Raw genomic sequence first — 22,564 nt, 5'->3', positions numbered from 1 at the left:
ATGACGAGCATCGGTGGTGCCGAGATGGTCGACTGGAATCTCGCGGTCGCGACCGCGACCCGACTTGTGCGGCCGGGGCCCGAGATCAGCCGCGAGGACGCCCGCGAGGTCGTCGCGGAGCTGCGCCGGCATGCCAAGGCCGCGGAGGAGCACGTCCGTTCCTTCACCCGGATGATCCCTGAGGGGACCGAACCGGAGGACACCCCGGTCCTGGTCGTGGACCGGGCCGGCTGGATCAAGGCCAATGTCGCGGGCTTCCGCGAACTGCTCCGCCCGCTCCTGGGGAAGATGCAGGACCGGCGCGGCAACGGCCCCGGCGGCGCCGTGCTCGGTGCGGTCGGCGGCAAGGTGACCGGCGTCGAGGTGGGGATGCTGCTGTCGTTCCTGGCCTCCCGGGTCCTCGGCCAGTACGAGACGTTCGCCCCCGCCACCCGTGAGTTCCCGGCCTCGGCCGACGGCGGCGGCAGGCTGCTGCTCGTCGCCCCGAACATCGTCCATGTCGAGCGCGAACTCGAGGTCGACCCGCACGACTTCCGGCTCTGGGTCGCCCTCCACGAGGAGACCCATCGCACCCAGTTCACCGGTGTGCCCTGGCTCCGCGACCATCTGCAGGGTGAGATCCAGTCGTTCCTCGAAGAGACCGACGTCGACCCGATGACCGTGCTGGAACGGCTCCGTGAGGCCGCCCAGTCCCTGGCCGGGGGCCGCCCCGAGGGCGAGGACGGGGAGGACGGCGGCCGCAGCCTCGTCGAACTGGTCCAGACACCCGCCCAGCGCGAGATCCTCGGCCGGCTCACCGCCGTGATGTCCCTGCTCGAAGGCCATGCCGACTATGTGATGGACGGCGTCGGCCCCGAGGTCGTCTCCTCCGTCGGCGAGATCCGGGAGAAGTTCCAGCAGCGCAGGGCGCGCGGTGCGAGCCGTCTCGACCAGGCGCTGCGCAAGCTTCTCGGACTCGACGCCAAACTGCGCCAGTACCGCGACGGCGAGCGATTCGTCCGTGCCGTGGTCGACAACGTCGGCATGGACGGCTTCAACCGGGTCTGGACCTCGCCGAACACCCTCCCGACCAAGGCGGAGATCGCGAAACCGGCTGACTGGATCGCGAGGGTGCACCGTAAGGCAGAGTCCTGATCACGACGGGCCCGACGACGGACGACAGGACACGAACGCGCCGGTATTCACCCATCCGAGGGACCGTAGAGGCATGGGAAGGCGTGCAATGCTCGATGGACGGCTTGCCTCTGTCACCATCGACGCACTCTGAGTGACGGCACTTTTCCTGTCCCGGCACTCCGAGGCACCTCCCAAAACTTCACGAAGGGCACCGGACATGGGTCCCCATCCTGCGGTCGCGGCGATACGCCTGGCGGTCCGCCGCGTACTCCACGACGTACTCACCGAACACACCCGGAGCGCCGAGCACACCCGGCGCACCCCGCACCCCGAGCTCGCCGAAGCCGGTGCGGGCAGGCAGCGCGCCGCACTCCCCGAAGGCCCCGATACCCCGCTGGTGCTGGTGGCATGCTCCGGCGGCGCCGATTCCATGGCGCTCGCCTCCGCCCTCGCCTTCGAGGCCCGCAAACTCGACGTCCGGGCCGGCGGCATCACCGTCGACCACGGCCTCCAGGACGGATCCGACACCCGGGCCGCCGAGGTCGTCGACCGCCTCACCGCCATGCACCTCGACCCGGTCGAGTCCGTCGCCGTTCAGGTAGGCCAGGAAGGCGGACCCGAGGCCGCGGCCCGCGACGCCCGCTACGCCGCCCTGGACGCGGCGGCCGAGCGGCACGGCGCCGCCGCCGTCCTGCTCGGCCACACCCGTGACGACCAGGCGGAGACGGTGCTGCTGGGCCTCGCCCGCGGCTCCGGCATCCGCTCCCTCTCCGGCATGGCCGCCGCATCCGGCCCGGCCGGCCGCTACCGCCGCCCCTTCCTCCAGCTCGACCGGCAGACCGCCCGCAAGGCCTGCCTCGTCCAGTCGCTGCCCGTCTGGGACGACCCGCACAACATCGACCCCGCCTACACCCGCTCCCGACTGCGCCACGAGGGCCTGCCCGCCCTGGAGAAGGCGCTGGGCAAGGGCGTCGTCGAGGCCCTGGCCCGGACGGCGCAGCTCTCCCGCGACGACGCCGACGCCCTGGACACCTGGGCCGCCGAGGCCGACCGCGCCGTGCGGGACGACGCGGGCCGGCTGGAGTGCGCCAAGCTGTACGCGCTGCCGCCCGCCGTGCGCCGCCGGGTACTGCGTCGGGCCGCCATGGAGGCGGGCTCCCCGGCCGGTTCGCTTTTCGCCCGGCACATCGAGGAAGTCGACCGTCTGATCACCGGCTGGCGCGGCCAGCGGGCCATCAACCTGCCGGGCCGGGTCGAAGCCATGCGGCAGGGTGGCAGACTGGTGATTCGGCAGAGCTGAAGCACGAGCGGCTGACATGCAGGCGAGCGGCCGCGCAGATCCGGGTCAATACCCCGGATCCGGCAGGCAAAGAAAGAGACGCGGGTGAACGAGAAGGACATGGGCACCGACCTTCAGTCGGTGCTCCTCACCAAGGAAGAGATCGACGCGAAGCTCGTCGAGCTGGCCGCGAAGATCGACGCGGAGTACGCGGGCAAGGACCTGCTCATCGTCGGCGTCCTCAAGGGCGCAGTGATGGTGATGGCGGACCTGGCGCGCGCGCTGTCCACCCCCGTCACCATGGACTGGATGGCCGTCTCGTCGTACGGCGCGGGCACCCAGTCCTCCGGAGTGGTCCGGATCCTCAAGGACCTGGACACCGACATCAAGGGCAAGCACGTCCTGATCGTCGAGGACATCATCGACTCGGGCCTGACGCTGTCCTGGCTGATGTCGAACCTCGGCTCGCGTGAGCCGGCGTCCCTGGAGATCTGCACCCTGCTGCGCAAGCCGGACGCGGCCAAGGTCGCGCTCGACTGCAAGTGGGTCGGCTTCGACATCCCCAACGAGTTCGTCGTCGGATACGGGCTGGATTACGCGGAGAAGTACCGCAATCTGCCCTTCGTCGGCACGCTCGCTCCGCACGTCTACGGGGGCTGACCGCCTCCCGGCACCTCTCGCCCGGCCGGGGTGCCCGGCCCGTCCGGGGCGGACGACGGGAACCTTTCACCGGATTCCCGCCGTTGAGCCTTTGAAGGCGGGTTTTGACAGACGTCCTCGGCAGCCGCAGGCGACAATGCTGGGGTACCGTCCGAAGAACAGTCTTTTCTCACAGCAGCATTTACCTACGGGCAGGAGGGACGGGGCGTCATCGCCCCGTATGGATGGACGTGAAGCGATACTTCCGTGGGCCGGTCATGTGGATCGTGCTGGCCGTCCTCGCCGTGGTCGTGTTGATGCAGGTCGTCGGCTCGTCGGGCGGCTACAAATCGGTGGACACCGGCAAGGTGATCCAGGCGATCAGCAAGGACCAGGTGGCGCAGGCCAAGCTGACCACCGGTGACGAACAGATCATCAAGATCGAGTTGAACAAGGGCCAGAAGCTTTCGGGCGAGTCCGGCAGCAAGTTCCAGGCGAGCTACATCGGCGACCAGGGTGTCCAGCTGGCCGACAGGCTGCAGCAGAAGTTCGAGAGCGGCAAGATCGACAAGGGCTACACTGTCTCGCCGTCGAAGCAGTCCCCGTTCATCTCGATCCTCCTCTCGCTGCTGCCCTTCGTCCTGATCGTGGTCGTCTTCCTGTTCCTGATGAATCAGATGCAGGGCGGCGGCTCCCGGGTCATGCAGTTCGGGAAGTCCAAGGCGAAGCTGATCACCAAGGACACCCCGAAGACGACGTTCGCCGATGTGGCGGGGTCGGACGAGGCCGTCGAGGAGCTCCAGGAGATCAAGGAGTTCCTCCAGGAGCCGGCGAAGTTCCAGGCCGTCGGTGCCAAGATCCCGAAGGGTGTCCTGCTCTACGGGCCTCCCGGTACGGGTAAGACGCTGCTCGCACGCGCTGTCGCGGGCGAGGCGGGCGTCCCGTTCTACTCGATCTCCGGTTCCGACTTCGTCGAGATGTTCGTCGGTGTCGGTGCCAGCCGGGTCCGTGACCTCTTCGAGCAGGCCAAGGCGAACGCTCCGGCGATCGTTTTCGTCGACGAGATCGACGCCGTCGGCCGGCACCGCGGTGCCGGAATGGGCGGCGGTCACGACGAGCGCGAGCAGACGCTGAACCAGCTGCTCGTCGAGATGGACGGCTTCGACGTGAAGGGCGGCGTCATCCTGATCGCCGCCACGAACCGGCCGGACATCCTCGACCCGGCGCTGCTGCGACCGGGCCGTTTCGACCGGCAGATCGCGGTCGACCGGCCGGACATGCAGGGCCGTCTCGAGATTCTCAAGGTGCACCAGAAGGGCAAGCCGGTCGCAAAGGACGTCGACCTCGGCGCCGTTGCCCGTCGTACGCCCGGCTTCACCGGTGCCGACCTGTCGAACGTGCTGAACGAAGCGGCGCTCCTCACGGCGCGCGGCAACCTGAAGCTGATCGACAACAAGATGCTCGACGAGGCCATCGACCGCGTCGTGGCGGGTCCGCAGAAGCGGACCCGGATCATGTCCGAGAAGGAGAAGAAGATCACCGCGTACCACGAGGGCGGACACGCCCTGGTCGCGGCGGCTTCCCCCCAGTCGGACCCGGTCCACAAGATCACGATCCTCTCCCGCGGCCGCGCCCTCGGCTACACGATGGTGCTCCCGGAGGAGGACAAGTACTCCACGACGCGCAACGAGATGCTCGACCAGCTGGCCTACATGCTGGGCGGGCGCGCGGCCGAGGAGCTGGTCTTCCACGACCCGACCACCGGCGCTGCGAACGACATCGAGAAGGCCACCGCAACGGCCCGCGCGATGGTCACGCAGTACGGCATGACGGAGCGGCTCGGCGCGATCAAGTTCGGCGGCGACAACACCGAGCCCTTCGTGGGCCGGGAGATGGGCCACCAGCGCGACTACTCGGAAGAGGTCGCGGCCCTCGTCGACGAAGAGGTCAAGAAGCTCATCGAGACCGCGCACAACGACGCGTGGGAGATCCTCGTCGAGAACCGCGACGTGCTGGACGCCCTGGTTCTCCAGCTTCTCGAGAAGGAGACGCTCGGCAAGGAGGAGATCGCCGAGATCTTCGCCCCGATCGTGAAGCGTCCGTCCCGTCCGGCATGGACCGGTTCCGCCCGACGCACCCCGTCGACGCGGCCGCCGGTGCTCTCGCCGAAGGAGCTCGCCCTCACCAACGGCGCCACCACGGCGAACGGCTCGGTCGTCCCTACGGACACCGTCCCGGCCACCGAGGTGCTTCCGGAGGACCGCACCGAGAGCTGAGTTCCGCGACCCCGGTGTGGCCCCTGTCACGGGACCCGCACCGGACCCGGAATGGATGCCGTGCCCCCGCAGGTTCTAGCCTGTGGGGGCGCGGCTTTTTCGTACGCCCGTGCGGAGGCTTGCGCGGGTGACAGCTCAGAGGAACGAGGCACAGATGACCGACCCGGTGACGTTGGACGGCCAGGGTTCGATCGGTGAGTTCGACGAGAAGCGGGCCGAGGCGGCCGTACGCGAACTCCTCTTCGCCGTGGGCGAGGACCCGGACCGTGAGGGACTGCGCGAGACGCCGGGGCGGGTGGCACGGGCCTACAAGGAGATATTCGCGGGCCTCTACCAAGTGCCCGAGGATGTTCTGACGACCACGTTCGATCTCGGCCACGACGAGATGGTGCTGGTCAAGGACATCGAGGTGTTCTCCACCTGTGAACACCACCTGGTGCCGTTCCGGGGTGTCGCGCATGTCGGGTACATCCCGGCGACCAGCGGCAAGATCACCGGTCTGTCGAAGCTGGCCCGCCTCGTCGATGTCTTCGCCCGGCGCCCGCAGGTCCAGGAGCGGCTCACCACGCAGATCGCCGATTCGCTCATGGAGATTCTGGAGCCGCGCGGGGTCGTTGTCGTCGTCGAGTGCGAGCACATGTGCATGTCGATGCGCGGTATCCGCAAGCCCGGTGCGAAGACGCTGACCTCGGCGGTACGCGGCCAGCTCCGCGACCCCGCGACGCGCGCCGAGGCCATGAGCCTGATCATGGCGCGCTGAGTTCCGGAGCGGTTGTGAGGGGAGAGCTCGGTGACCGCTACGCGGCCGCCGAGCTCTTGTCGTTGTCCTCGTCCTCCGGGAGTTTGCAGATGCGCTCCAGCCAGAGGGCCGCGGCAACCACCGCGATGCCGGCCAGGACCGCGAAGCCCGCGTAGATCGCCTGGTCGCGGCGGGCCGGGATGTCGAGCGAGCCGAGCAGGAAGACGCCCGTGCCGCCGTACATGCCGGAGACCAGGGAGACGACCAACGCGCTGGCCTGGCCGAAGACGACTGCGCGGGCCGCCATCAGTGGCTCGACGCCCTTGGCTCCCGGCCGGCGCTCACGCTGGGCGCGCAGCCGGGAACGGATGGAGAGCGCCGTCGCGAGCAGGATGGCGGCGATCACCGCGAGCACGATCGGCGCGGCGAGGGGAACGCTCGGCAGACTGCCCAGGGAGTCCCAGAGGCGGGCACCGCCCCAGGAGAGCACCCCGGCTGCGGCGAAGAGGCCGGCCAGTACCCCGAGCCGTAGTTGCTTCACCGAGTGATCCGCCCTTCGCCGCCAGTGGTGCGTGTCACCAGTGGTCCGTGTAGCCAGTGATCCGTTTCCGTTGAGCCTAACGACTACTCGGGCAGACGGAGTTCCAGATCGGCCCGGGGCAGAACACCCTCCCGGCCGACACCGGCGAGCAGCTCCGCGACGGGGCCGGCGCCGGGCAGCTGAGCCTCGGGGTCGACGTCGTGCCAGGGGGCGAGCACGAAGGCACGCTCATGGGCACGGGGGTGAGGCAGGGTGAGCGCCGGGTCGTCGGAGACGACATCCGCGTACGCCACGATGTCGACGTCGATGGTGCGCGGGCCCCAGCGTTCCTCACGGACCCGGTCGAAGGCCTCTTCGACGGCCTGGCCGCGTTCCAGGAGGGAGGACGGGGGAAGCGTCGTCTTCACGACGATCACCGCGTTGAAGTACGAGGGCTGGGAGCCGGGAGCGACGCCCCAGGGCTCCGTCTCGTACACCGGGGAGACCGCTTTGACCCGCAGGCCGGGGGTGTCCTCCAGGGCGTCTATGGCGCCCTGGAGGGTCTCCAGGCGGTTGCCCAGATTGGAGCCCAGGGAGATCACGGCGCGTTTGGGGTTGGAGAGGGTGACGTCCGCGGCGTCCACCTGCTCGACCACGGAGGCGGGAACCGGCTGTACGGTCGGGTCGCTCCGCCCCTCGGTAGAAAATGCACTCATACTCGGCTCCGGGTGATGGTGATGGTCACATCGTCGAAGGGGACGGTGATCGGCGCATCCGGCTTGTGCACCACCACCTCCACCTCCTCGACTCCTTCGTGCTTGAGGCACTTCTGGGCGATGCGCTCCGCGAGCGTTTCGATCAGATCGACCGGTTCCCCCTGCACCACGTCGACGACTTCCTCCGCGACGATGCCGTAGTGCACGGTCTTCGTCAGGTCGTCGGCGGCTGCCGCGGGGCGGGTGTCGAGGCCGAGCACCAGGTCCACGATGAACGTCTGGCCCTCTTCCCGTTCTCGGGGGAAGACGCCATGGTGTCCACGGGCCTTGAGGCCGCGCAGCGCGACACGATCCACGCGAATCACTCCTGCTGTCGTTGGGGCGTAGAGACACGGTGCCGCGTGCGGACGGCTGGGTGCCCTCTTTCGAATCTACCTGCGAGCACCGACAGTGCCCGCCCGCGGGGCTATGGACAGGACCTTGCGGGGCTGGTAGCCGCTTCTACCCGCGGTTCCGGATTCCAACCCCTGTCGGGCGGATGCCTCGGTCAGGAGGATGTGTCCTCGTCCTCGTCCTCTCCGGATTCGGTGAGGACGGGCGAGCCGTGGTGGGACCAGAGCTTCCATCCGTCCGGTGTGCGCCGGAACACATTGGTGGCCACGACGAGTTGGCCGACCAGCGGTCCGAGCGCGTTGCCGTCCTCCGCGGGGCCGCCGCTGAGGATGTTCTCCGTGCAGGTCACCAGGGCCGTGTCGCCCGTCATCGCGACCCCGACATCGGTCAGGAAGAACTGGATGTACTCGGTGTTCGCCATGATCAGGGCGTAACTGCGCAACACCTCGCCGCGGCCGGTGAGGACCGGCCAGCCGGGGTGGACGCAGGAGACGGTGAGGTCCTCGCCCGGCAGCCAGAGCCCGGAGAGCTCGTCGAAGTCGCCGCGCTCCATCGCCTCGTAGAAGGCGGTGTTGGCCTGCTCGACGGCCGCGATGTCGGCGGCCGCCTCCGCGTGCTCGTCGCGGGGCCCGCTCACGCGGCTCCCTCGACGGCGCGGGCGACCCGTACCGCGTCGGCCGTGGCCCGTACCTCGTGGACACGGACGGCCCAGGCACCAGAGCGGGCGGAGAGCGCGGAGATTGCCGCAGTGGCGGCGTCGCGTTCGCGGGCGGGCGGCGGTACGGCACCCTCGCCGGCCAGCACATGGCCGAGGAAGCGCTTGCGGGAGGCGGCGACCAGCAGCGGGCGGCCCAGGGCGCGCAGCTCGTCGAGGTGGGCGACCAGGGAGAGGTCGTGGCCGGCGTCCTTGGCGAAGCCGAGACCGGGGTCGATCACGATCCGTTCCCGGGCGACACCGCCCGCGATCACGGCGTCCATCCGCTCCCGCAGCTCCGCGACGACCTCGGCGACGACGTCCTCGTACACCGCCCGGCTGTTCATGGACTCGCTGAAGCCGCGCCAGTGCATCACGACGAACGGCGTGCCGGCCGCGGCGACGACCCCGACCATGTCCGGGTCGGCGAGGCCGCCGCTCACATCGTTGACCAGGGCGGCTCCGGCCGCGACCGACTCCTCGGCGACACGGGCCCGCATGGTGTCCACGGAGACCGTGACCCCTTCGGACGCCAGGCCCTTGACCACCGGGACCACGCGTCGCAATTCCTCCGACGCGTCCACCCGGCTGGCGCCGGGGCGGGTGGACTCGCCGCCCACATCGATCAGGTCGGCGCCCTCGGCGACCAGGCCGAGGCCGTGTTTGATCGCGGCCGTGGTGTCGAACCAGCGGCCGCCGTCGGAGAAGGAGTCCGGGGTCACATTGACGACACCCATGACCGCACAGCGGTCCCACTCCGGCAGGCCCAGGACCGTGCCTCGTCCACGCAAGGTACTCATGCGACCAGCGTAGGCCCCGTACGGCATGCCGTTACGCCGCGCGGGCGTGGTGCTCCTGGCCCGACGCCGGGGTGTGGGCGCAGGGGCGGGGCCGGCGGCGCGGGAACCGGCGGGCGAGGGGGCGGGGCAGCGCGAGGTTCACGAAGCCCTCGGCCTGCATGGCCGCGAGGGAGATGCGCGGCAGGTCACGAGCGGCGCGGTAGACGACGAAGCGGGGCTCCCAGCGGGGCCGGAACTTGGCGTTGAACTTGTACAGCGACTCGATCTGGAACCAGCGCGACAGAAAGATCAGCAGTCCGCGCCAGGTCCGCAGCACCGGTCCCGCGCCCAGCTTCTCGCCGCGGGCGAGTGCCGAGCGGAACATCGCGAAGTTCAGCGAGACGCGCTCGACGGAGAGCTGGGGGGCGGCCTGCAGGGCGGCGACGATCAGCAGCTCGTTCATGCCCGGGTCGGCGGAGCGGTCGCGGCGCATCAGATCGAGGGACATGCCGTCCCTGCCCCACGGGACGAAGTGGAGTACGGCCTTCAGGTCGCCGTACGGGGAGTCGGCGGTGTGTTCGTCGGCCTTGTGGGCGGTGGCGATGATGCAGTCCCCGTCGGCCGGGTCGCCTATGCGGCCGAGCGCCATGGAGAAGCCGCGCTCGTTGTCGGTGCCGCGCCAGTCGGCGGCTGCCCGCCGGATGCGGGCCAGCTCGGCCTCGCCGATGTCGCGGATGCGCCGGACCCGCGTCTCGTAGCCAAGACGTTCAATGCGCTTCACCATCTGGCGTACGTTGCGCATCGCGCGCCCGGCGAGCGAGAAATCCGCGACATCCACCACCGCCTCGTCGCCGAGTTCCAGTGCGTCGAGTCCGGTCTCGCGGGTCCAGACCTCGCCGCCGGTCTCGCTGCAGCCCATCACGGCGGGGGTCCAGGAATGGGCCTTGGCCTCGTCCATGAAGCGCTCGATGGCACCGGGCCAGGCCTCTACGTCGCCTATCGGGTCGCCGCTCGCCAGCATCACCCCGGACACGACGCGGTAGCAGACGGCGGCCTTGCCACTGGGCGAGAAGACGACGCCCTTGTCGCGGCGGAGCGCGAAGTGGCCGAGCGAGTCGCGGCCACCGTGCTTCTCCAGCAGGGCGCGCAGCCGGGCCTCGTCGTCCTCGGTGAGGCGGGCGGCCGGGTGCTCGGGCCGGAAGGCGAGGTAGATCGTGGTGACGGCGGTCAGCAGACCGAGGGCGCCGAGCGAGAACGCCACGGTCCAGGAGGTGACTCCGGCGTACTCGACGGGGCCCTCGAAGCCGAACAGTCCGTACAGCACGTGCTGGAGCCGGTCGGCGATGCTGGGGTTCCCCACGACCCGGCCGGGGTGGACGCTGACGATGATCAGGCCCAGACCCAGCGAACCCGCGCCGAGGAGCACGAAATTGGCCAGGGCCCGCCAGCGGCTCCTGGGGTCGGGGAGCGCGGCGAATTCACCGCGATGGCGAAGCAGCAGCAGGCAGAGCGCCAGCGAGACGAGCGTGCCGATGACCGAGTGCCGGTAGACGAACTGCGCCAGCGCACCGGCGGGCAGGAGTGCGACGGCCGCGCGCCAGGCCCGCCGCTTGCGCCGCTTGAGCCCGTGCGCGAGAAGCAGCAGCAGGACGCCCGCACTCAGGGAGAGGGCGGCGGCGAACGGTCCGAGGGCGCCGGGGAGCACCTCGGCGAGAGTGTGCATCCGGCTGTGCCGGAAGCGCGGGAAGACGCCCGCGGCGACATCGATCAGGCCGACGACGGCGCAGGCGGTACCGACCAGCGTCGGTACGGATTCGGGACGCGGGCCGCGTACGAACTTGCGTACAGGACTCGGAACCGATCCTGATTTATCCCCATCTAGCGTGACAGACATCGCTTCCCGTGGTTCCGCGAGAGATTCTTGAGTCCTTCGGCCGAGGCCTTCCGGACGATGTGCGATCTGTAGGACGAGGCTTCCGGGGCGAAGGTTCACCCGCCGACCGGAAATTTCCCGATAAGAAAGCTCACCCCCCATGGGTCTTACCAGCAAGACATTTCTGGCCATGGCCATCGTGCTGGCCGTGGTGTTCTTCGCCGCCACGGTCTGGCTCTGGCCGCGGTTGGCCCGGCGAAGCGTGTCCGCGGTGTTCGGCAGGGTCGGCCTGCTGCTGGCGACTCAGGTGGCGGTCTTCGTCTCCGTCGGTCTGGTGGCCAACAACTCGTTCCTCTTCTACGGCTCCTGGGCCGATCTGTTCGGCCAGAAGCAGGATCTGGGCGTGGTCACGGACCAGGCGGCCGGAACACTGGCATCGAAAAACATCGTGCGGGTCGGGATGCAGCGGCCGGACGTGCCGGGCGGCTCGCGGCCCACGATGGGCGGCCGGATCGACAAGGTCGTGATATCAGGGCGGAAGTCGAAGATCGAGAGTTCGGCGTATGTGTACCTCCCGCCGGAGTACTTCCAGGCGGCTTTCGCCCGCCGGAAGTTCCCCGCGGTCGTCGTCCTCACCGGCTACCCGGGTGTCTCGGAGAACCTTCTGAAGGGCCTTCGGTACCCGCGGACGGCGCAGGAGCGGGTGAAGGCCGGCCGTTCGCAGCCGATGATCCTGGTGATGCTGCGGCCGACGGTGGCGCCGCCGCGGGACACCGAGTGTGTGGACATAAAGGGCGGACCGAAGACCGAGACGTTCTTCGCCGAGGATCTGCCGCGGGCGGTCTCGGATACGTACCGGGTCGGCAAGCTGGCCCGTAACTGGGGCATCATGGGCAATTCGACCGGCGGCTACTGTGCGCTGAAGATCGGGCTCCACCATCCGGACCGGTTCGCCGCGAGCGCCGGGCTCTCCGCGTACTACAAGGCGGCCGAGGACCCGACGACCGGCGACCTCTTCCACGGCGACCAGGGGGCGCGCGACCGCTCCGATCTGATGTGGAGCCTGGACAATCTGCCGCAGCCCGACTCGTCCTTCCTCGTCACGACCTCCAAGCACGGCGAGGGGAACTACCGCACCACGCGGCAGTTCATCGCCAAGGTGAAGCCGCCCGCCCAGGTCTCGTCGATCGTGCTCGACAGCGGCGGGCACAACTTCAACACCTGGCGGCGCGAGATCCCTTCGGCGCTGGACTGGATGAGCAGCCGACTGAGCGAGAACTGAGACCGACCGGCACATGGGGGGCGGCGTCGCGGGGCTGGGTACGCACTCCCCCAGGGCCTTAAGGGCCAGGGGGACCCCCTGCGGCGTTGTCGTCGGTCAACAACGCTCCGCGTTGCTTCCCCCTCCGCCTTGCAGCTGCACGCACCCAGCCCCGCTCCTTCTCCCACCCCTCATGTGCCGGTCGGTCTGAGCCGGACCCGGTGCAGGGCCCGCTTCCCGGCTTCCGTTCACCGGCTCACCGTGCGGCGGTCTTGGTGACGCTCTCCACCGTCTCGACGGCCACCTCGGCGCGCGGGACGTCCTGGGCGTCCGCGTCGATCGAGCGGCGCAGCGCCTCATGGAGCCGGGCCGGGGTGAGTACGCCGAGGAAGCGGCCGTTGCTCTCCTTGTCGATGACGGCGATCCAGCCCGCGTCGTGCTGGAGCATGGTGGCGAACGCCTGCTTGAGCGGGGCGCCGACGGGCAGCCACGCCTCCATCCTGCGGGCGTGGACGCGCACTGTGTCCTTGGTCCCGGTGGTGAAGCCGTCGGCCGGGATCCAGCCGTGCAGATTGTCCTCGCCGTCCAGTACGACGGCCCAGCGCGCTCCTTCGGCCCGCAGCCGCTCGGTCGCCCTCGCCAGGGAGTCGTCGAGGTGGACGACCGGCGGCTGGTCGAGGTCGCCCTCCTCGACGGGGGTCACGGAGAGCCGCTTGAGGCCGCGGTCGGCGCCGACGAAGTCCGCGACATAGGGGGTGGCGGGGGCGCCGAGCACGGTCGCCGGGGAGTCGAACTGCTCGATGGAGCCCTGTCCATAGACGGCGATCCGGTCACCGAGCCGGACCGCTTCCTCGATGTCGTGCGTGACGAACAGCACGGTTTTGCGGACCTGTGCCTGGAGTTTCAGGAATTCGTTCTGCAGCCGTTCCCGTACGACCGGGTCGACCGCGCCGAAAGGTTCGTCCATCAGAAGCACCGGCGGATCCGCGGCCAGTGCCCTTGCCACGCCCACGCGTTGACGTTGACCGCCGGAGAGCTGTTCCGGATAGCGGTCGCCATAAACGGAAGGGTCAAGTCCGACAAGGTCGAGGAGTTCCGCCGCGCGCTCACGGCCCTTTCCCCGTTTCCAGCCGAGGAGATGGGGAACGGTCGCGGTGTTTTCCAGGACCGTACGGTGCGGGAAGAGCCCCACCTGCTGGATCACATAGCCGATACGGCGGCGCAGTCGGACGGGGTCGATGGCGGATATGTCGTCCCCGTCGAGGAATATCCGGCCCTCGGTCGGTTCGATCAACCGGTTCACCATCTTCATGGTGGTCGTCTTGCCGCAGCCCGACGGTCCGACGAGCGTGACCAGCTCACCCTCGGCGACCTCGAAGGAAAGGTCGTCGACGGCGGTGGTGCCGTCCGCGTACCGCTTGGTGACATGCTCGAAACGGATCATGGTTCCCCATTGTCGCGCGTGTTCTGTGAAGGACATGTTGCTGGAATACAACGGCCTCGGCGATTGTCAGTGGTCGAGGATAGGGTCACTAGAACGTCGGTACGAGGCGGTAATCGGAGGGGGGACGGATGGCTGCCGCACAGAACTGCATGGTGACGAACGACTGGATCTGTGGGGAGTATCTCCGTTCCCGCAGCCAGGAGTTGACCGATGCGACGGTCCAGCACATCTGGATCACCGCGGTCTCGGTGCTGATCGGACTCCTGGTGGCCTTTCCGCTGGCGCTCCTCGCCCGCCGCAGCCGCCGCTTCGCCGGACCGGTCCTCGGGCTGACGACGGTGCTCTACACCGTGCCTTCGCTCGCCATGTTCTCGCTGCTGCTGCCGCTGTTCGGACTTTCCGCGGCGCTGGTCGTCACCGGCCTGGTGCTGTATTCGCTGACCATCCTCGTACGGAACATCCTGGCGGGCCTCGAAGCGGTTCCGCAGGAGGCGAAGGAAGCCGCCAAGGGAATGGGGTACGGGCCGGTCCGGCTGCTGTGGGAGGTCGAACTTCCCCTCGCCATGCCCGCGTTGATGGCCGGGGTGCGGATCGCGACGGTCTCGACGATCGCGCTGACCACGGTCGGATCGATCATCGGCAGAGGCGGCCTCGGCAACCTCATAGGGGACGCTCTGCCCAGCTTCTTCAAGGCCCAGGTGCTCACCGCCTCGGTCCTGTGCGTACTGCTCGCGGTCGTCGCCGATCTGCTGCTGCTGGGCCTCCAGCGGCTGTTGACCCCCTGGACCCGAATACGCGCCGCAGGCGCGGGTGCGGTCGCGGGCGCCACGGCAAAGGTGGTCTGACCATGGGAGTTCTCGGCGAGGCCTGGACCTGGCTCACCACCGGCGCCAACTGGTCGGGGGAGAACGGGGCGGCCCACCGGCTCGGTGAGCATCTGTACGTCAGCGGCGTCGCGCTCGCCCTGGCCTGCGCCATAGCCCTGCCGATCGCGCTCTGTCTCGGACACATCGGGAAGGGGGGCGCGCTGGCCGTCAACATCTCCAATGTGGGGCGGGCGATCCCGGTCTTCGCGGTGCTGGCCCTCTTCATGGTCTCGCCGCTGCGCAACGCCGGATATGTGCCGACGATCACCGCGCTGGTGCTGTTCGCCGTGCCGCCGCTGCTCACCAACGCCTATGTCGGAATGACGGAGGTCGACCGGTCGGTGACCGAGGCGGCGAGGGGCATGGGAATGTCCGGGGGCCAGCTCTTCGTACGGGTCGAACTCCCGCTGGCCTACCCGATGATCATGACCGGGCTGCGCTCGGCCGCGGTCCAGGTGGTCGCCACGGCGACGATCGCCGCGATGGTCGGCCAGGGCGGACTCGGCCGGATCATCACTGCCGGGTTCAACACGTACAACACGCCGCAGGTGGTCGCGGGGGCGCTGCTGGTCGCCGTGCTCGCCCTGCTGGTGGAGGCGGTGCTGGTGGGCCTGGACCGGATGCTGTCACCGCTGCGCCGCCGCAGGACGGCATGACGGCGCGGCACGACCGCCCGTCGGGCCCACTTCATCGCACCCCCTCGATCCCCGGATCCCATCTCAAACAGACCCTGTTGCTGTGGACGGAGAACAACTCATGAGCAAGACCTCGCGAATAGCGGGCGCGGTCATCGGCATGGTCGCGCTGGCCGGCTCGCTCGCCGCCTGCGGTGGCGACAGCCTGGAGAAGGACAAGGGGGGCCCGGCATCCTCCGGCGGCTCCGGCAAGAAGGGCTCGCTCGTCGTCGGCGCGGCCTCCTTCACCGAGTCCAAGGTGCTCGCGGAGCTGTACGCACAGATCCTGGGCGACGCCGGATACAGCACCTCGGTCACCACGGTGGCCAACCGGGAACTGTACGAACCGTCCCTGGAGAAGGGCGAGATCGATGTCGTCCCCGAATATGCCGCGACGATCGCCGAATTCCTCAATGCCAAGGTGAACGGAGCGAAGGAGGCCGAGAAGAAGCCGGTCGCCTCCGGTGACGCTGCCGCCACGGTCGCGGCGCTGGAGAAGCTCGCCACCCCGCGCGGACTGAAGGTGCTCCCGGCCGGCGAGGCCGTCGACCAGAACGCCTTCGCGGTGACCAAGGAATTCGCCGCCGAGAACAAGCTCAAGACCCTTTCGGATCTCGGCAGGTCGAAGGCCGAAGTGAAGATCGCGGCGGGCGACGAGTGCGAGGTGCGGCCGTTCTGCGCACCGGGTCTGAAGCAGACGTACGGCATCGATGTCACCGGTATCGACCCCAAGGGAGTCGGTACGCCGCAGTCCAAGCAGGCCGTGAAGGACGGCAAGGACCAGTTGGTCCTCACCACCACCACGGACGCGGTGCTGGACAGCTACGGCCTGGTGTTCCTGGAGGACGACAAGAAGCTCCAGAACGCGGACAACGTTCTGCCGGTCGTCAATGCCAAGGACGCGGGTTCCCAGGACATTGCCGACGCACTCGGCAAGCTCACCAAGGCCCTCACGACCGAGGATCTGGCGGAACTGAACCGCAAGGTCGACGCCGAGCGCGCAAAGCCCGCCGATGCGGCCAAGAACTATCTGCAGTCGAAGGGCCTCATCAAGAAGTAGGGATTGGGGGGATCGGGGTCCGTCAGGTAACCGGCCGGGAACAGATTGGCGGGCGGCCCCCCAAGCGCCCCGTACGCACTGTAAATTTCAGGCCATGCCACGTGGACGTCATCGCCATTCGCCACCTCTGCACAGAATCCTTCCGTCTTCGGCCGTCGTCGGAGTCTCGATCCTCTGTGCCGCGGGCGCCTGGCTGCTCGCCGAGCCCCTGGTCCTGCGCGGTCTGGTGGCCGCCGCGGCGGCCGCTGCCGTGACCGGTGCGTATCTGATGCGCAGCTGGGACCGCGAAGCGGGCCGTCGTGTCGCGGAGTTGACGCGTGCCCGCGCCGGCGACGAATGGCGGGCCGAGGAGCGCGTGGCCGAGCTCGAGGCCGACCTGGAGGAGTCGCGGGAGCTGCGCGTACGGCTGGAGACGAAGCTGCGCCGCAAGCGGGTGGAGCTCGCCGGTCTGCGCGGGGAGCACGCCGCGCTGCTGCGGCGGTACGCCAACGCCGAGACCGAGCGGGCCAGCGCGCTGGAGGGCCGCAGACAACTCGCGCTCGAAGCCGCCGCTCCCCGGGAGCTGCCCGCCGCACGCAGTACACCGACACCGGCCGCCTATCTGCGTGCCGCCCGGGCGCTGGAGGACCTCTCGCGCAACGGGGCGCTCCAGGAGGCGCGCCGTACCGCCGAGCAGGCCAGGAAGCGGGATCTCGCGGAGCGGGCCCGGGAGGCGCAGGAGCGGCAGGGGAAGCACGCGGCGGCCGCGGACGCGTCCGGAGCACAGCACCTCCGCCCGCCGACCGCCCTTCCCGCGACCCTGCCGTCCGCCGCGCTGCCCGCGGCGCGCACCGTGCCGGCCGCCAGCGCCGTCGCTCCGTACGCGGCGTCCCGTCGTCATCTGGTGCCGCAGGGAAGCTTCGACTTCTTCGGTACGCAGAAGGCGCGCGCCGCGATCGAGTCGGTGCAGAACGAGGACCTCGCGGACGTGGTGGGCGAGGAGGCGCTGGCCGCGCACCGCACGGGCACGGCCGAGAACCGGGCCGTCGGCAAGGTCATCGACCTGACCGCGCACGACGAGACCGAGCAGCTGGACGTGGTGGAACTGCGCAGCGCGATCTCGTAGGCGCGCAGGCGCTGCGCGGGTCGGGCTGGGTGCCGGCCTACTTGTCGATGTCGCCGACGACGAAGAAGAGTGAGCCCAGGATCGCCACCATGTCGGCGACCAGCGTGCCCGGCAGGAGCTCGGTGAGCGCCTGGATGTTGTTGTACGAGGCGGATCGGAGCTTCAGCCGGTACGGGGTCTTCTCACCCCTGGACACCAGGTAGTAGCCGTTGATGCCGAGCGGGTTCTCGGTCCAGGCGTAGGTGTGGCCCTCGGGGGCCTTCAGCACCTTTGGCAGCCGCTGGTTGATCGGGCCGGGGGCGAGGCCGGCCATCCGGTCCAGGCAGGCGTCCGCCAGATCCAGGGCATTGTGCGTCTGTTCCAGCAGGCACTCGAAGCGGGCCAGGCAGTCCCCCTCGGTGCGGGTGACGACCTTGAGGGTGTCCTGGAGCTCCCCGTAGGCGAGATACGGCTCGTCGCGGCGCAGATCGAAGTCGACCCCCGAGGCGCGGGCGATCGGCCCGGACACCCCGTAAGCGTGCACGGTGTCGGCGGACAGCACGCCGACACCGCGGGTGCGGCCCCGGAAGATCTCGTTGCCGAGCACCAGGTCGTCGTACACGTCCATCCGGGACCGGACCGAGGCGACGGCGTCCCGGGCGCGGCCGAGCCAGCCCGCCGGGAGGTCCTCCTTGAGGCCGCCGACCCGGTTGAACATGTAGTGCATCCGGCCGCCGGAGACCTCTTCCATCACGGCCTGGAGCTCCTCGCGCTCGCGGAAGGCGTAGAACACCGGGGTGATCCCGCCAAGCTCGAGCGGGTACGAACCGAGGAACATCAGATGGTTCAGGACCCGGTTCAGTTCGGCGAGCAGGGTGCGCGTCCAGACCGCGCGCTCCGGGACCTCCATGCCGAGCATGCGCTCGACGGCCATCACGACGCCCAGCTCGTTGGAGAACGCCGACAGCCAGTCGTGGCGGTTGGCGAGCATCACGATCTGCCGGTAGTCACGGGCCTCGAACAGCTTCTCCGCGCCGCGGTGCATGTAACCGATGACCGGTTCGGCGTGCTGGATGCGTTCGCCGTCGAGGACGATGCGCAGACGGAGCACGCCGTGGGTGGAGGGGTGCTGGGGGCCGATGTTGAGCACCATGTCGGTGCTCTCCGCTGCGCCGCCGATGCCGACTGTCGTCTCCGTCATACGGCCAGTATTCCCTGAGTGTCCGAGGCTCCGTCCCGGGCCCCGCGCTTCAAACGCCGGCGGGGCTGGTTCTGACCAGGGCTCCGTCCCGGGCCCCGCGCTTCAAACGCCGGCGGGGCTGGTTCTGACCAGGGCTCCGTCTCGGGCCCCGCGCTTCAAACGCCGGCGGGGCTGGTTCTGACCAGGGCTCCGTCCCGGGCCCCGCGCCTCAACGCCGGCGGGGCTGGTTCTGACCAGGGCTCCACCCCGGGCCCCACCCCTCCAAACGCCGGAGGGGCTGGATTTCGCTCCGCGATTTCGCTCCGCGCCTCAAACCCTGGCGGGGCTGATTTTTCGGTGCAGCAGCCAGCCGAAGTCGCCCAGGCCGCCCCGGGCCGTCAGTTCCGCTGCCTCGCCCGCCGAGGCGAGGGCCCGTACGTATCCGGCCGGGTCGGTCGACGCCAGGGTCAGTGGTGGGCGCTCGCCGTTGATGCCGAGGTGGTGCAGCGCCTCGCGTTGCGTCAGCACCTCGGGCGGTGCGCCGGCCCCGGCGTCCACCGCCGCCGCGCACGCGTCCAGCGCCACGTGCGAGGTGAGGTCGCAGCTGCCGTCCGGCACCGGCCGCACCTCGCGGCCGGACCGGAAGCCGGTCAGCGTGCCGAAGGGAGGCCGTGCCTGCCTTGCGTGGGCGTAGTCCACCGCCACCGCGAGCCCCCCGGACAGCGTGGACACCGCTCGTGCCCAGGCCTCGTCGCGCGGTCGGCCGATCTCCGCGCGGCTGCCCGGTCCGGCCGACGGCCACCAGCGGCGCAGCCACTCGGCGTCCGCCCCGGTCACCGGCTCGCCCAGCCGTTCCGTACCGTCCGCCGTCCGGACGAGGACATACCGGTCGACACCGTCCGCGTCGGTCTCGGCGACGTCGGTCGGGACGTTGTCCAGCCACTCGTTGGCGAACAGCAGACCGTGCGTCCCCTGCGGCGGTTCGGTGCACCACTCGATCCTGGGGTCCAGACCGGCCGGGCGGGCGGCGATCTCCACGGCGTACGTCCGTACGGCGAGACCGTCGGCGCCCATGGCCGGCAGCGCCGCCAGCACCCCCGTCAGCAGTTCGCCCCGCCCCGCCCCCAGGTCCACCAGGTCGACCGAGTCCGTGCCCAGCTCCCGCGCCGTCCTGACCAGCAGCCGGGCGACGGCGGAGGCGAACAGCGCGGAAGCGTGGACGGAGGTACGGAAGTGGCCCGCCGGTCCTTCGGGGCTCCGATAGAACCCCCCGTCTCCGTACAAAGCGGTCTCTGCCGCCTCCTGCCACCCACGCCACTCACCCGTCACGTTTCCAAGTCTCCACCTTGGGGAGTACGGTCCCAGCAGCTGGATCGGCCCTTCGGCTGACCCATGCACCTCCCGCCTGTCCCTACGCTGGGTTTCGTGCAGCGCCTCTACGACTTCATCCGCAGACACCCGACGGGCGTCGACAGCTTCTGGGCTGTCTGCCTCCTCGGGCTCTCCGGCCTGTCCATGGTGGTACGTGCTGGCAGCACCGGTGAGCGGCTCGTCGCCCTGCTGATCATCGTCGGCCTCTGCACCGTCGTCGCGTTGCGCCGACGCGCTCCGGAGAAGATGCTGCTGCTCACCATCGTGATGGGCGTCGCGCAGCTGGTGTTCGGGGTCAAACCGGGCGTCGCGAACTTCGCGATGCTGGTGATCGTCTTCACCGTGGCCACCCTCGGGGAGCGCTGGGCATCCCGGCTCGCGCTGGTCTGCGCCCTGTGCGCGGCCGGTGTCTCCCAGCTGCGCTGGCCGCAGGACGTACCGCAGACCAGCTGGCCCCAGCAGGTCTTCATCGTCATCGTGATGACCGTGCCGTTCGTGCTCGCCTGGGTGCTCGGCGACTCGATGCGGACCCGGCGCGCCTACTTCAGCCAACTGGAGGAGCGCGCAGCCCGGCTGGAGCGGGAGCGTGAGGCGCAGTCGAAGGTCGCGGTGGCCGCCGAGCGGGCCCGTATCGCACGCGAACTCCACGATGTCGTCGCGCACAACGTCTCGGTGATGGTGGTGCAGGCCGACGGTGCCGCGTACGTCATGGACGCGGCTCCCGACCAGGCCCGGCAGGCCCTGGAGACCATCTCCAGCACCGGCAGGCAGGCCCTCGCCGAGATGCGGCGGCTGCTCGGGGTGCTGCGGACCGGCGACAGCCAGGAGAGCGGGGAGTACGTCCCGCAGCCCGATGTGGACCAGATCGAGGTCCTGATCGAGCAGGTCAGACAGACCGGACTGACCGTCGACTTCAAGATCGAGGGCACGCCGCGCCCGCTGCCCAGTGGGGTCGAGCTGACCGCGTACCGCATCGTGCAGGAGGCCCTGACCAACACCCGCAAGCACGGCGGCCCGGACGCCGGGGCCAGTGTCCGGCTGGTCTACTTCGACGACGGGCTCGGGCTGCTGGTCGAGGACGACGGGCGGGGCGCGGCGCACGAGCTGTACGAGGACGGCGGCGCCGACGGCGCGGGCCACGGAATGATCGGTATGCGCGAGCGGGTCGGCATGGTCGGCGGCACCCTGGACGCCGGGCCGCGGCCCGGCGGCGGGTTCCGGATCAGCGCACTGCTGCCGCTCAAGCCGGCCCACTAGGGTTTCGGATTTTTTTGCAGGACAGACAGGAGACAGGACACCTCATGGCCATCCGCGTGATGCTCGTCGACGACCAGGTGCTGCTGCGCACCGGCTTCCGGATGGTGCTCGCCGCCCAGCCGGACATGGAGGTCGTGGCCGAGGCCGGCGACGGAGCGGAGGCGATCGAGATCCTGCGCTCCACCGCCGTCGATGTGGTGCTGATGGATGTCCGGATGCCGAGGCTGGACGGCGTCGAGGCCACCCGTCGCATCTGTGCGCAGCCGAATGCGCCCAAGGTGCTCATCCTGACCACGTTCGACCTCGACGAGTACGCCTTCTCCGGGCTGAAGGCCGGGGCCAGCGGCTTCATGCTCAAGGACGTGCCGCCCGCCGAACTGCTCGCCGCCATCCGCTCCGTGCACAGCGGCGACGCCGTCGTCGCCCCGTCCACCACCCGCCGACTGCTCGACCGCTTCTCACCGATGCTGCCGAGCGGCAACAGCGAACCGCAGCACAAGGGCATCGGAAAGCTCACCGAACGCGAACGCGAAGTGATGCTGCTGGTCGCGCAGGGCCTGTCGAACGGCGAGATCGCGGCCCGCCTGGTGCTCTCCGAGGCGACCGTGAAGACGCACGTGGGCCGCATCCTCACCAAGCTGAGCCTGCGCGACCGGGTGCAGGTCGTCGTCCTCGCGTACGAGACGGGGCTGGTGCGGGCCGGCGGCGGCGGGGCGGGCTGACCCGTGGGCGCGCTGCTCTGGATCAACGGACCGTTCGGCGGCGGCAAGACGCAAACGGCGTATGAGCTGAATCGGCGGTTGCCCGGCAGCGTGGTCTGCGACCCCGAGCACGTCGGGTTCGGGCTGCACCGGATGCTGCCGCCCGGACTGCGCGGTGACTTCCAGGATCTGACGGCCTGGCGCGACGGCGTTCGCGAGGTGCTGGAACTGGCGTTGCGGGGTCATCCGGGGCAGGTGATCGTTCCGATGACACTCGTCGACCCCGGCTACTTCGCCGAGATCATCGGGCGGCTGCGCGACGACGGGCACACGGTGCACCACTTCGCACTGCTCGCCGAGCGGGCCACGGTGCTGCGCCGGCTGAGCGAACGCGGGCTCGGGCGCGGGCTGAAGCGGGAGAGTTTCGCCGTACAGAAGCTGGATCACTGCCTGGAGCGGCTCGCGGAGCCGGAGTTCGCCGAGCACCTCCGTACCGACCGGCTGACGATCCCGCAGGTCGCCGACCGGATCGCCGGATCGGCGGGGCTGGCCGTGCTGCCGGACAGGGACAGCGCGCTGCGGCACCGGGTGCGGCGTACCTGGACGGGGATCAAGCACATCCGCTTCGACTGAACCGGCCAC

General features: G+C 69.6%; 22 protein-coding genes. 13 read left to right on the top strand and 9 right to left on the bottom strand.

Annotated elements, in window-relative coordinates; all coding sequences use genetic code 11:
- From ACIPEK_RS23445 to folE, 5 genes are all read left to right on the top strand, one after another.
- A complete protein-coding gene (locus tag ACIPEK_RS23445) occupies positions 1-1,134 on the top strand; it encodes a zinc-dependent metalloprotease (protein WP_401999232.1) in 1,134 nt (377 codons plus the stop codon).
- A 199-nt stretch (positions 1,135-1,333) separates the two neighbouring features.
- Complete coding sequence (gene tilS / locus ACIPEK_RS23440) at positions 1,334-2,416, top strand: tRNA lysidine(34) synthetase TilS (RefSeq protein ID WP_383067320.1); 1,083 nt, start codon at positions 1,334-1,336, stop codon at positions 2,414-2,416.
- Between the two features lie 99 nt (positions 2,417-2,515).
- On the top strand, positions 2,516-3,055 hold the full coding sequence (gene hpt / locus ACIPEK_RS23435) for a hypoxanthine phosphoribosyltransferase (protein WP_072487175.1): 540 nt from the start codon (positions 2,516-2,518) through the stop codon (positions 3,053-3,055).
- Between the two features lie 224 nt (positions 3,056-3,279).
- Positions 3,280-5,310, top strand: coding sequence for an ATP-dependent zinc metalloprotease FtsH (ftsH, locus tag ACIPEK_RS23430; RefSeq protein ID WP_383067322.1), 2,031 nt, complete (start codon positions 3,280-3,282; stop codon positions 5,308-5,310).
- Between the two features lie 154 nt (positions 5,311-5,464).
- Positions 5,465-6,070 carry a GTP cyclohydrolase I FolE gene (gene folE, locus ACIPEK_RS23425; RefSeq protein ID WP_327274490.1) on the top strand — a complete coding sequence of 202 codons (606 nt, stop codon included), beginning with the start codon at positions 5,465-5,467 and terminating at the stop codon, positions 6,068-6,070.
- A 37-nt stretch (positions 6,071-6,107) separates the two neighbouring features.
- Here the strand turns inward: folE and ACIPEK_RS23420 are convergent, their stop codons facing one another.
- The 6 genes from ACIPEK_RS23420 to ACIPEK_RS23395 all read right to left on the bottom strand — a co-directional run bounded on the left by ACIPEK_RS23420 (position 6,108) and on the right by ACIPEK_RS23395 (position 11,045).
- On the bottom strand, positions 6,108-6,590 hold the full coding sequence (locus ACIPEK_RS23420) for a DUF3180 domain-containing protein (RefSeq protein WP_383067325.1): 483 nt from the start codon (positions 6,588-6,590) through the stop codon (positions 6,108-6,110).
- A gap of 83 nt (positions 6,591-6,673) precedes the next feature.
- Complete coding sequence (gene folK / locus ACIPEK_RS23415; RefSeq protein ID WP_401999228.1) at positions 6,674-7,285, bottom strand: 2-amino-4-hydroxy-6-hydroxymethyldihydropteridine diphosphokinase; 612 nt, start codon at positions 7,283-7,285, stop codon at positions 6,674-6,676.
- Positions 7,282-7,641 carry a dihydroneopterin aldolase gene (folB, locus tag ACIPEK_RS23410; RefSeq protein ID WP_189546133.1) on the bottom strand — a complete coding sequence of 120 codons (360 nt, stop codon included), beginning with the start codon at positions 7,639-7,641 and terminating at the stop codon, positions 7,282-7,284. The genes folK and folB overlap by 4 nt, the downstream gene beginning before the upstream one ends.
- Before the next feature lie 191 nt (positions 7,642-7,832).
- Complete coding sequence (locus tag ACIPEK_RS23405) at positions 7,833-8,315, bottom strand: nuclear transport factor 2 family protein (protein WP_327274493.1); 483 nt, start codon at positions 8,313-8,315, stop codon at positions 7,833-7,835.
- A complete protein-coding gene (gene folP / locus ACIPEK_RS23400) occupies positions 8,312-9,109 on the bottom strand; it encodes a dihydropteroate synthase (RefSeq protein ID WP_401999492.1) in 798 nt (265 codons plus the stop codon). Before folP ends, ACIPEK_RS23405 begins: the two co-directional genes overlap by 4 nt.
- 94 nt (positions 9,110-9,203) lie before the next feature.
- On the bottom strand, positions 9,204-11,045 hold the full coding sequence (locus ACIPEK_RS23395) for a phosphatidylglycerol lysyltransferase domain-containing protein (RefSeq protein WP_401999224.1): 1,842 nt from the start codon (positions 11,043-11,045) through the stop codon (positions 9,204-9,206).
- A gap of 139 nt (positions 11,046-11,184) precedes the next feature.
- On the opposite strand from ACIPEK_RS23395, the gene ACIPEK_RS23390 reads away from it, so the two are divergent.
- Positions 11,185-12,306 carry an alpha/beta hydrolase gene (locus ACIPEK_RS23390; RefSeq protein WP_401999221.1) on the top strand — a complete coding sequence of 374 codons (1,122 nt, stop codon included), beginning with the start codon at positions 11,185-11,187 and terminating at the stop codon, positions 12,304-12,306.
- Positions 12,307-12,541: 235 nt separating this feature from the next.
- Here ACIPEK_RS23390 and ACIPEK_RS23385 read toward each other — a convergent pair whose 3' ends face one another.
- Positions 12,542-13,729 carry an ABC transporter ATP-binding protein gene (locus ACIPEK_RS23385; RefSeq protein WP_401999218.1) on the bottom strand — a complete coding sequence of 396 codons (1,188 nt, stop codon included), beginning with the start codon at positions 13,727-13,729 and terminating at the stop codon, positions 12,542-12,544.
- A 128-nt stretch (positions 13,730-13,857) separates the two neighbouring features.
- On the opposite strand from ACIPEK_RS23385, the gene ACIPEK_RS23380 reads away from it, so the two are divergent.
- The 4 genes from ACIPEK_RS23380 to ACIPEK_RS23365 all read left to right on the top strand — a co-directional run bounded on the left by ACIPEK_RS23380 (position 13,858) and on the right by ACIPEK_RS23365 (position 17,434).
- On the top strand, positions 13,858-14,574 hold the full coding sequence (locus ACIPEK_RS23380) for an ABC transporter permease (protein WP_401999215.1): 717 nt from the start codon (positions 13,858-13,860) through the stop codon (positions 14,572-14,574).
- A 2-nt stretch (positions 14,575-14,576) separates the two neighbouring features.
- Positions 14,577-15,251, top strand: a complete 675-nt coding sequence (locus tag ACIPEK_RS23375; protein ID WP_327274498.1) for an ABC transporter permease — start codon at positions 14,577-14,579, stop codon at positions 15,249-15,251.
- 100 nt (positions 15,252-15,351) lie between these two features.
- Positions 15,352-16,329, top strand: a complete 978-nt coding sequence (locus ACIPEK_RS23370) for an ABC transporter substrate-binding protein (protein WP_383067341.1) — start codon at positions 15,352-15,354, stop codon at positions 16,327-16,329.
- A gap of 94 nt (positions 16,330-16,423) precedes the next feature.
- Positions 16,424-17,434 carry a hypothetical protein gene (locus ACIPEK_RS23365; protein ID WP_401999211.1) on the top strand — a complete coding sequence of 337 codons (1,011 nt, stop codon included), beginning with the start codon at positions 16,424-16,426 and terminating at the stop codon, positions 17,432-17,434.
- 37 nt (positions 17,435-17,471) lie between these two features.
- Here ACIPEK_RS23365 and ACIPEK_RS23360 read toward each other — a convergent pair whose 3' ends face one another.
- Both ACIPEK_RS23360 and ACIPEK_RS23355 read right to left on the bottom strand, forming a co-directional pair.
- The gene (locus ACIPEK_RS23360) at positions 17,472-18,614 is read right to left on the bottom strand and encodes an NADH-quinone oxidoreductase subunit D (protein ID WP_401999208.1); all 1,143 of its coding nucleotides are present in this window, start codon (positions 18,612-18,614) and stop codon (positions 17,472-17,474) included.
- A gap of 309 nt (positions 18,615-18,923) precedes the next feature.
- Positions 18,924-19,922 (bottom strand): SAM-dependent methyltransferase, encoded by a 999-nt coding sequence (locus tag ACIPEK_RS23355; protein ID WP_401999205.1) that lies wholly within the window; start codon positions 19,920-19,922, stop codon positions 18,924-18,926.
- 96 nt (positions 19,923-20,018) lie between these two features.
- On the opposite strand from ACIPEK_RS23355, the gene ACIPEK_RS23350 reads away from it, so the two are divergent.
- From ACIPEK_RS23350 to ACIPEK_RS23340, 3 genes are read left to right on the top strand one after another with little or no spacing between them, the layout of a single operon-like run.
- Positions 20,019-21,221 (top strand): sensor histidine kinase, encoded by a 1,203-nt coding sequence (locus tag ACIPEK_RS23350; RefSeq protein ID WP_401999202.1) that lies wholly within the window; start codon positions 20,019-20,021, stop codon positions 21,219-21,221.
- Between the two features lie 44 nt (positions 21,222-21,265).
- Positions 21,266-21,943, top strand: coding sequence for a response regulator (locus tag ACIPEK_RS23345; protein WP_401999199.1), 678 nt, complete (start codon positions 21,266-21,268; stop codon positions 21,941-21,943).
- 3 nt (positions 21,944-21,946) lie between these two features.
- Positions 21,947-22,555, top strand: a complete 609-nt coding sequence (locus ACIPEK_RS23340; RefSeq protein ID WP_401999197.1) for an AAA family ATPase — start codon at positions 21,947-21,949, stop codon at positions 22,553-22,555.
- Positions 22,556-22,564: the final 9 nt, after the last annotated feature.

Origin of the sequence: Streptomyces sp. NPDC088246 (assembly GCF_044741025.1) — a bacterium.
Lineage (GTDB): Bacteria > Actinomycetota > Actinomycetes > Streptomycetales > Streptomycetaceae > Streptomyces.
Note: the sequence above shows the minus strand (reverse complement) of the source record. Positions and strands in the feature narration are given on the sequence as shown.

What these genes read in the sequence shown, in the direction of transcription:
- ACIPEK_RS23445 (WP_401999232.1), top strand. Translation starts at nt 1, where the DNA reads ATGACGAGCATCGGTGGTGCCGAGATGGTCGACTGGAATCTCGCGGTC.
- tilS (WP_383067320.1), top strand. Translation starts at nt 1,334, where the DNA reads ATGGGTCCCCATCCTGCGGTCGCGGCGATACGCCTGGCGGTCCGCCGC.
- hpt (WP_072487175.1), top strand. Translation starts at nt 2,516, where the DNA reads ATGGGCACCGACCTTCAGTCGGTGCTCCTCACCAAGGAAGAGATCGAC.
- ftsH (WP_383067322.1), top strand. Translation starts at nt 3,280, where the DNA reads ATGGACGTGAAGCGATACTTCCGTGGGCCGGTCATGTGGATCGTGCTG.
- folE (WP_327274490.1), top strand. Translation starts at nt 5,465, where the DNA reads ATGACCGACCCGGTGACGTTGGACGGCCAGGGTTCGATCGGTGAGTTC.
- folK (WP_401999228.1), bottom strand. Translation starts at nt 7,285, where the DNA reads ATGAGTGCATTTTCTACCGAGGGGCGGAGCGACCCGACCGTACAGCCG.
- folP (WP_401999492.1), bottom strand. Translation starts at nt 9,109, where the DNA reads ATGGGTGTCGTCAATGTGACCCCGGACTCCTTCTCCGACGGCGGCCGC.
- ACIPEK_RS23395 (WP_401999224.1), bottom strand. Translation starts at nt 11,045, where the DNA reads ATGTCTGTCACGCTAGATGGGGATAAATCAGGATCGGTTCCGAGTCCT.
- ACIPEK_RS23390 (WP_401999221.1), top strand. Translation starts at nt 11,185, where the DNA reads ATGGGTCTTACCAGCAAGACATTTCTGGCCATGGCCATCGTGCTGGCC.
- ACIPEK_RS23385 (WP_401999218.1), bottom strand. Translation starts at nt 13,729, where the DNA reads ATGATCCGTTTCGAGCATGTCACCAAGCGGTACGCGGACGGCACCACC.
- ACIPEK_RS23380 (WP_401999215.1), top strand. Translation starts at nt 13,858, where the DNA reads ATGGCTGCCGCACAGAACTGCATGGTGACGAACGACTGGATCTGTGGG.
- ACIPEK_RS23375 (WP_327274498.1), top strand. Translation starts at nt 14,577, where the DNA reads ATGGGAGTTCTCGGCGAGGCCTGGACCTGGCTCACCACCGGCGCCAAC.
- ACIPEK_RS23370 (WP_383067341.1), top strand. Translation starts at nt 15,352, where the DNA reads ATGAGCAAGACCTCGCGAATAGCGGGCGCGGTCATCGGCATGGTCGCG.
- ACIPEK_RS23365 (WP_401999211.1), top strand. Translation starts at nt 16,424, where the DNA reads ATGCCACGTGGACGTCATCGCCATTCGCCACCTCTGCACAGAATCCTT.
- ACIPEK_RS23360 (WP_401999208.1), bottom strand. Translation starts at nt 18,614, where the DNA reads ATGACGGAGACGACAGTCGGCATCGGCGGCGCAGCGGAGAGCACCGAC.
- ACIPEK_RS23345 (WP_401999199.1), top strand. Translation starts at nt 21,266, where the DNA reads ATGGCCATCCGCGTGATGCTCGTCGACGACCAGGTGCTGCTGCGCACC.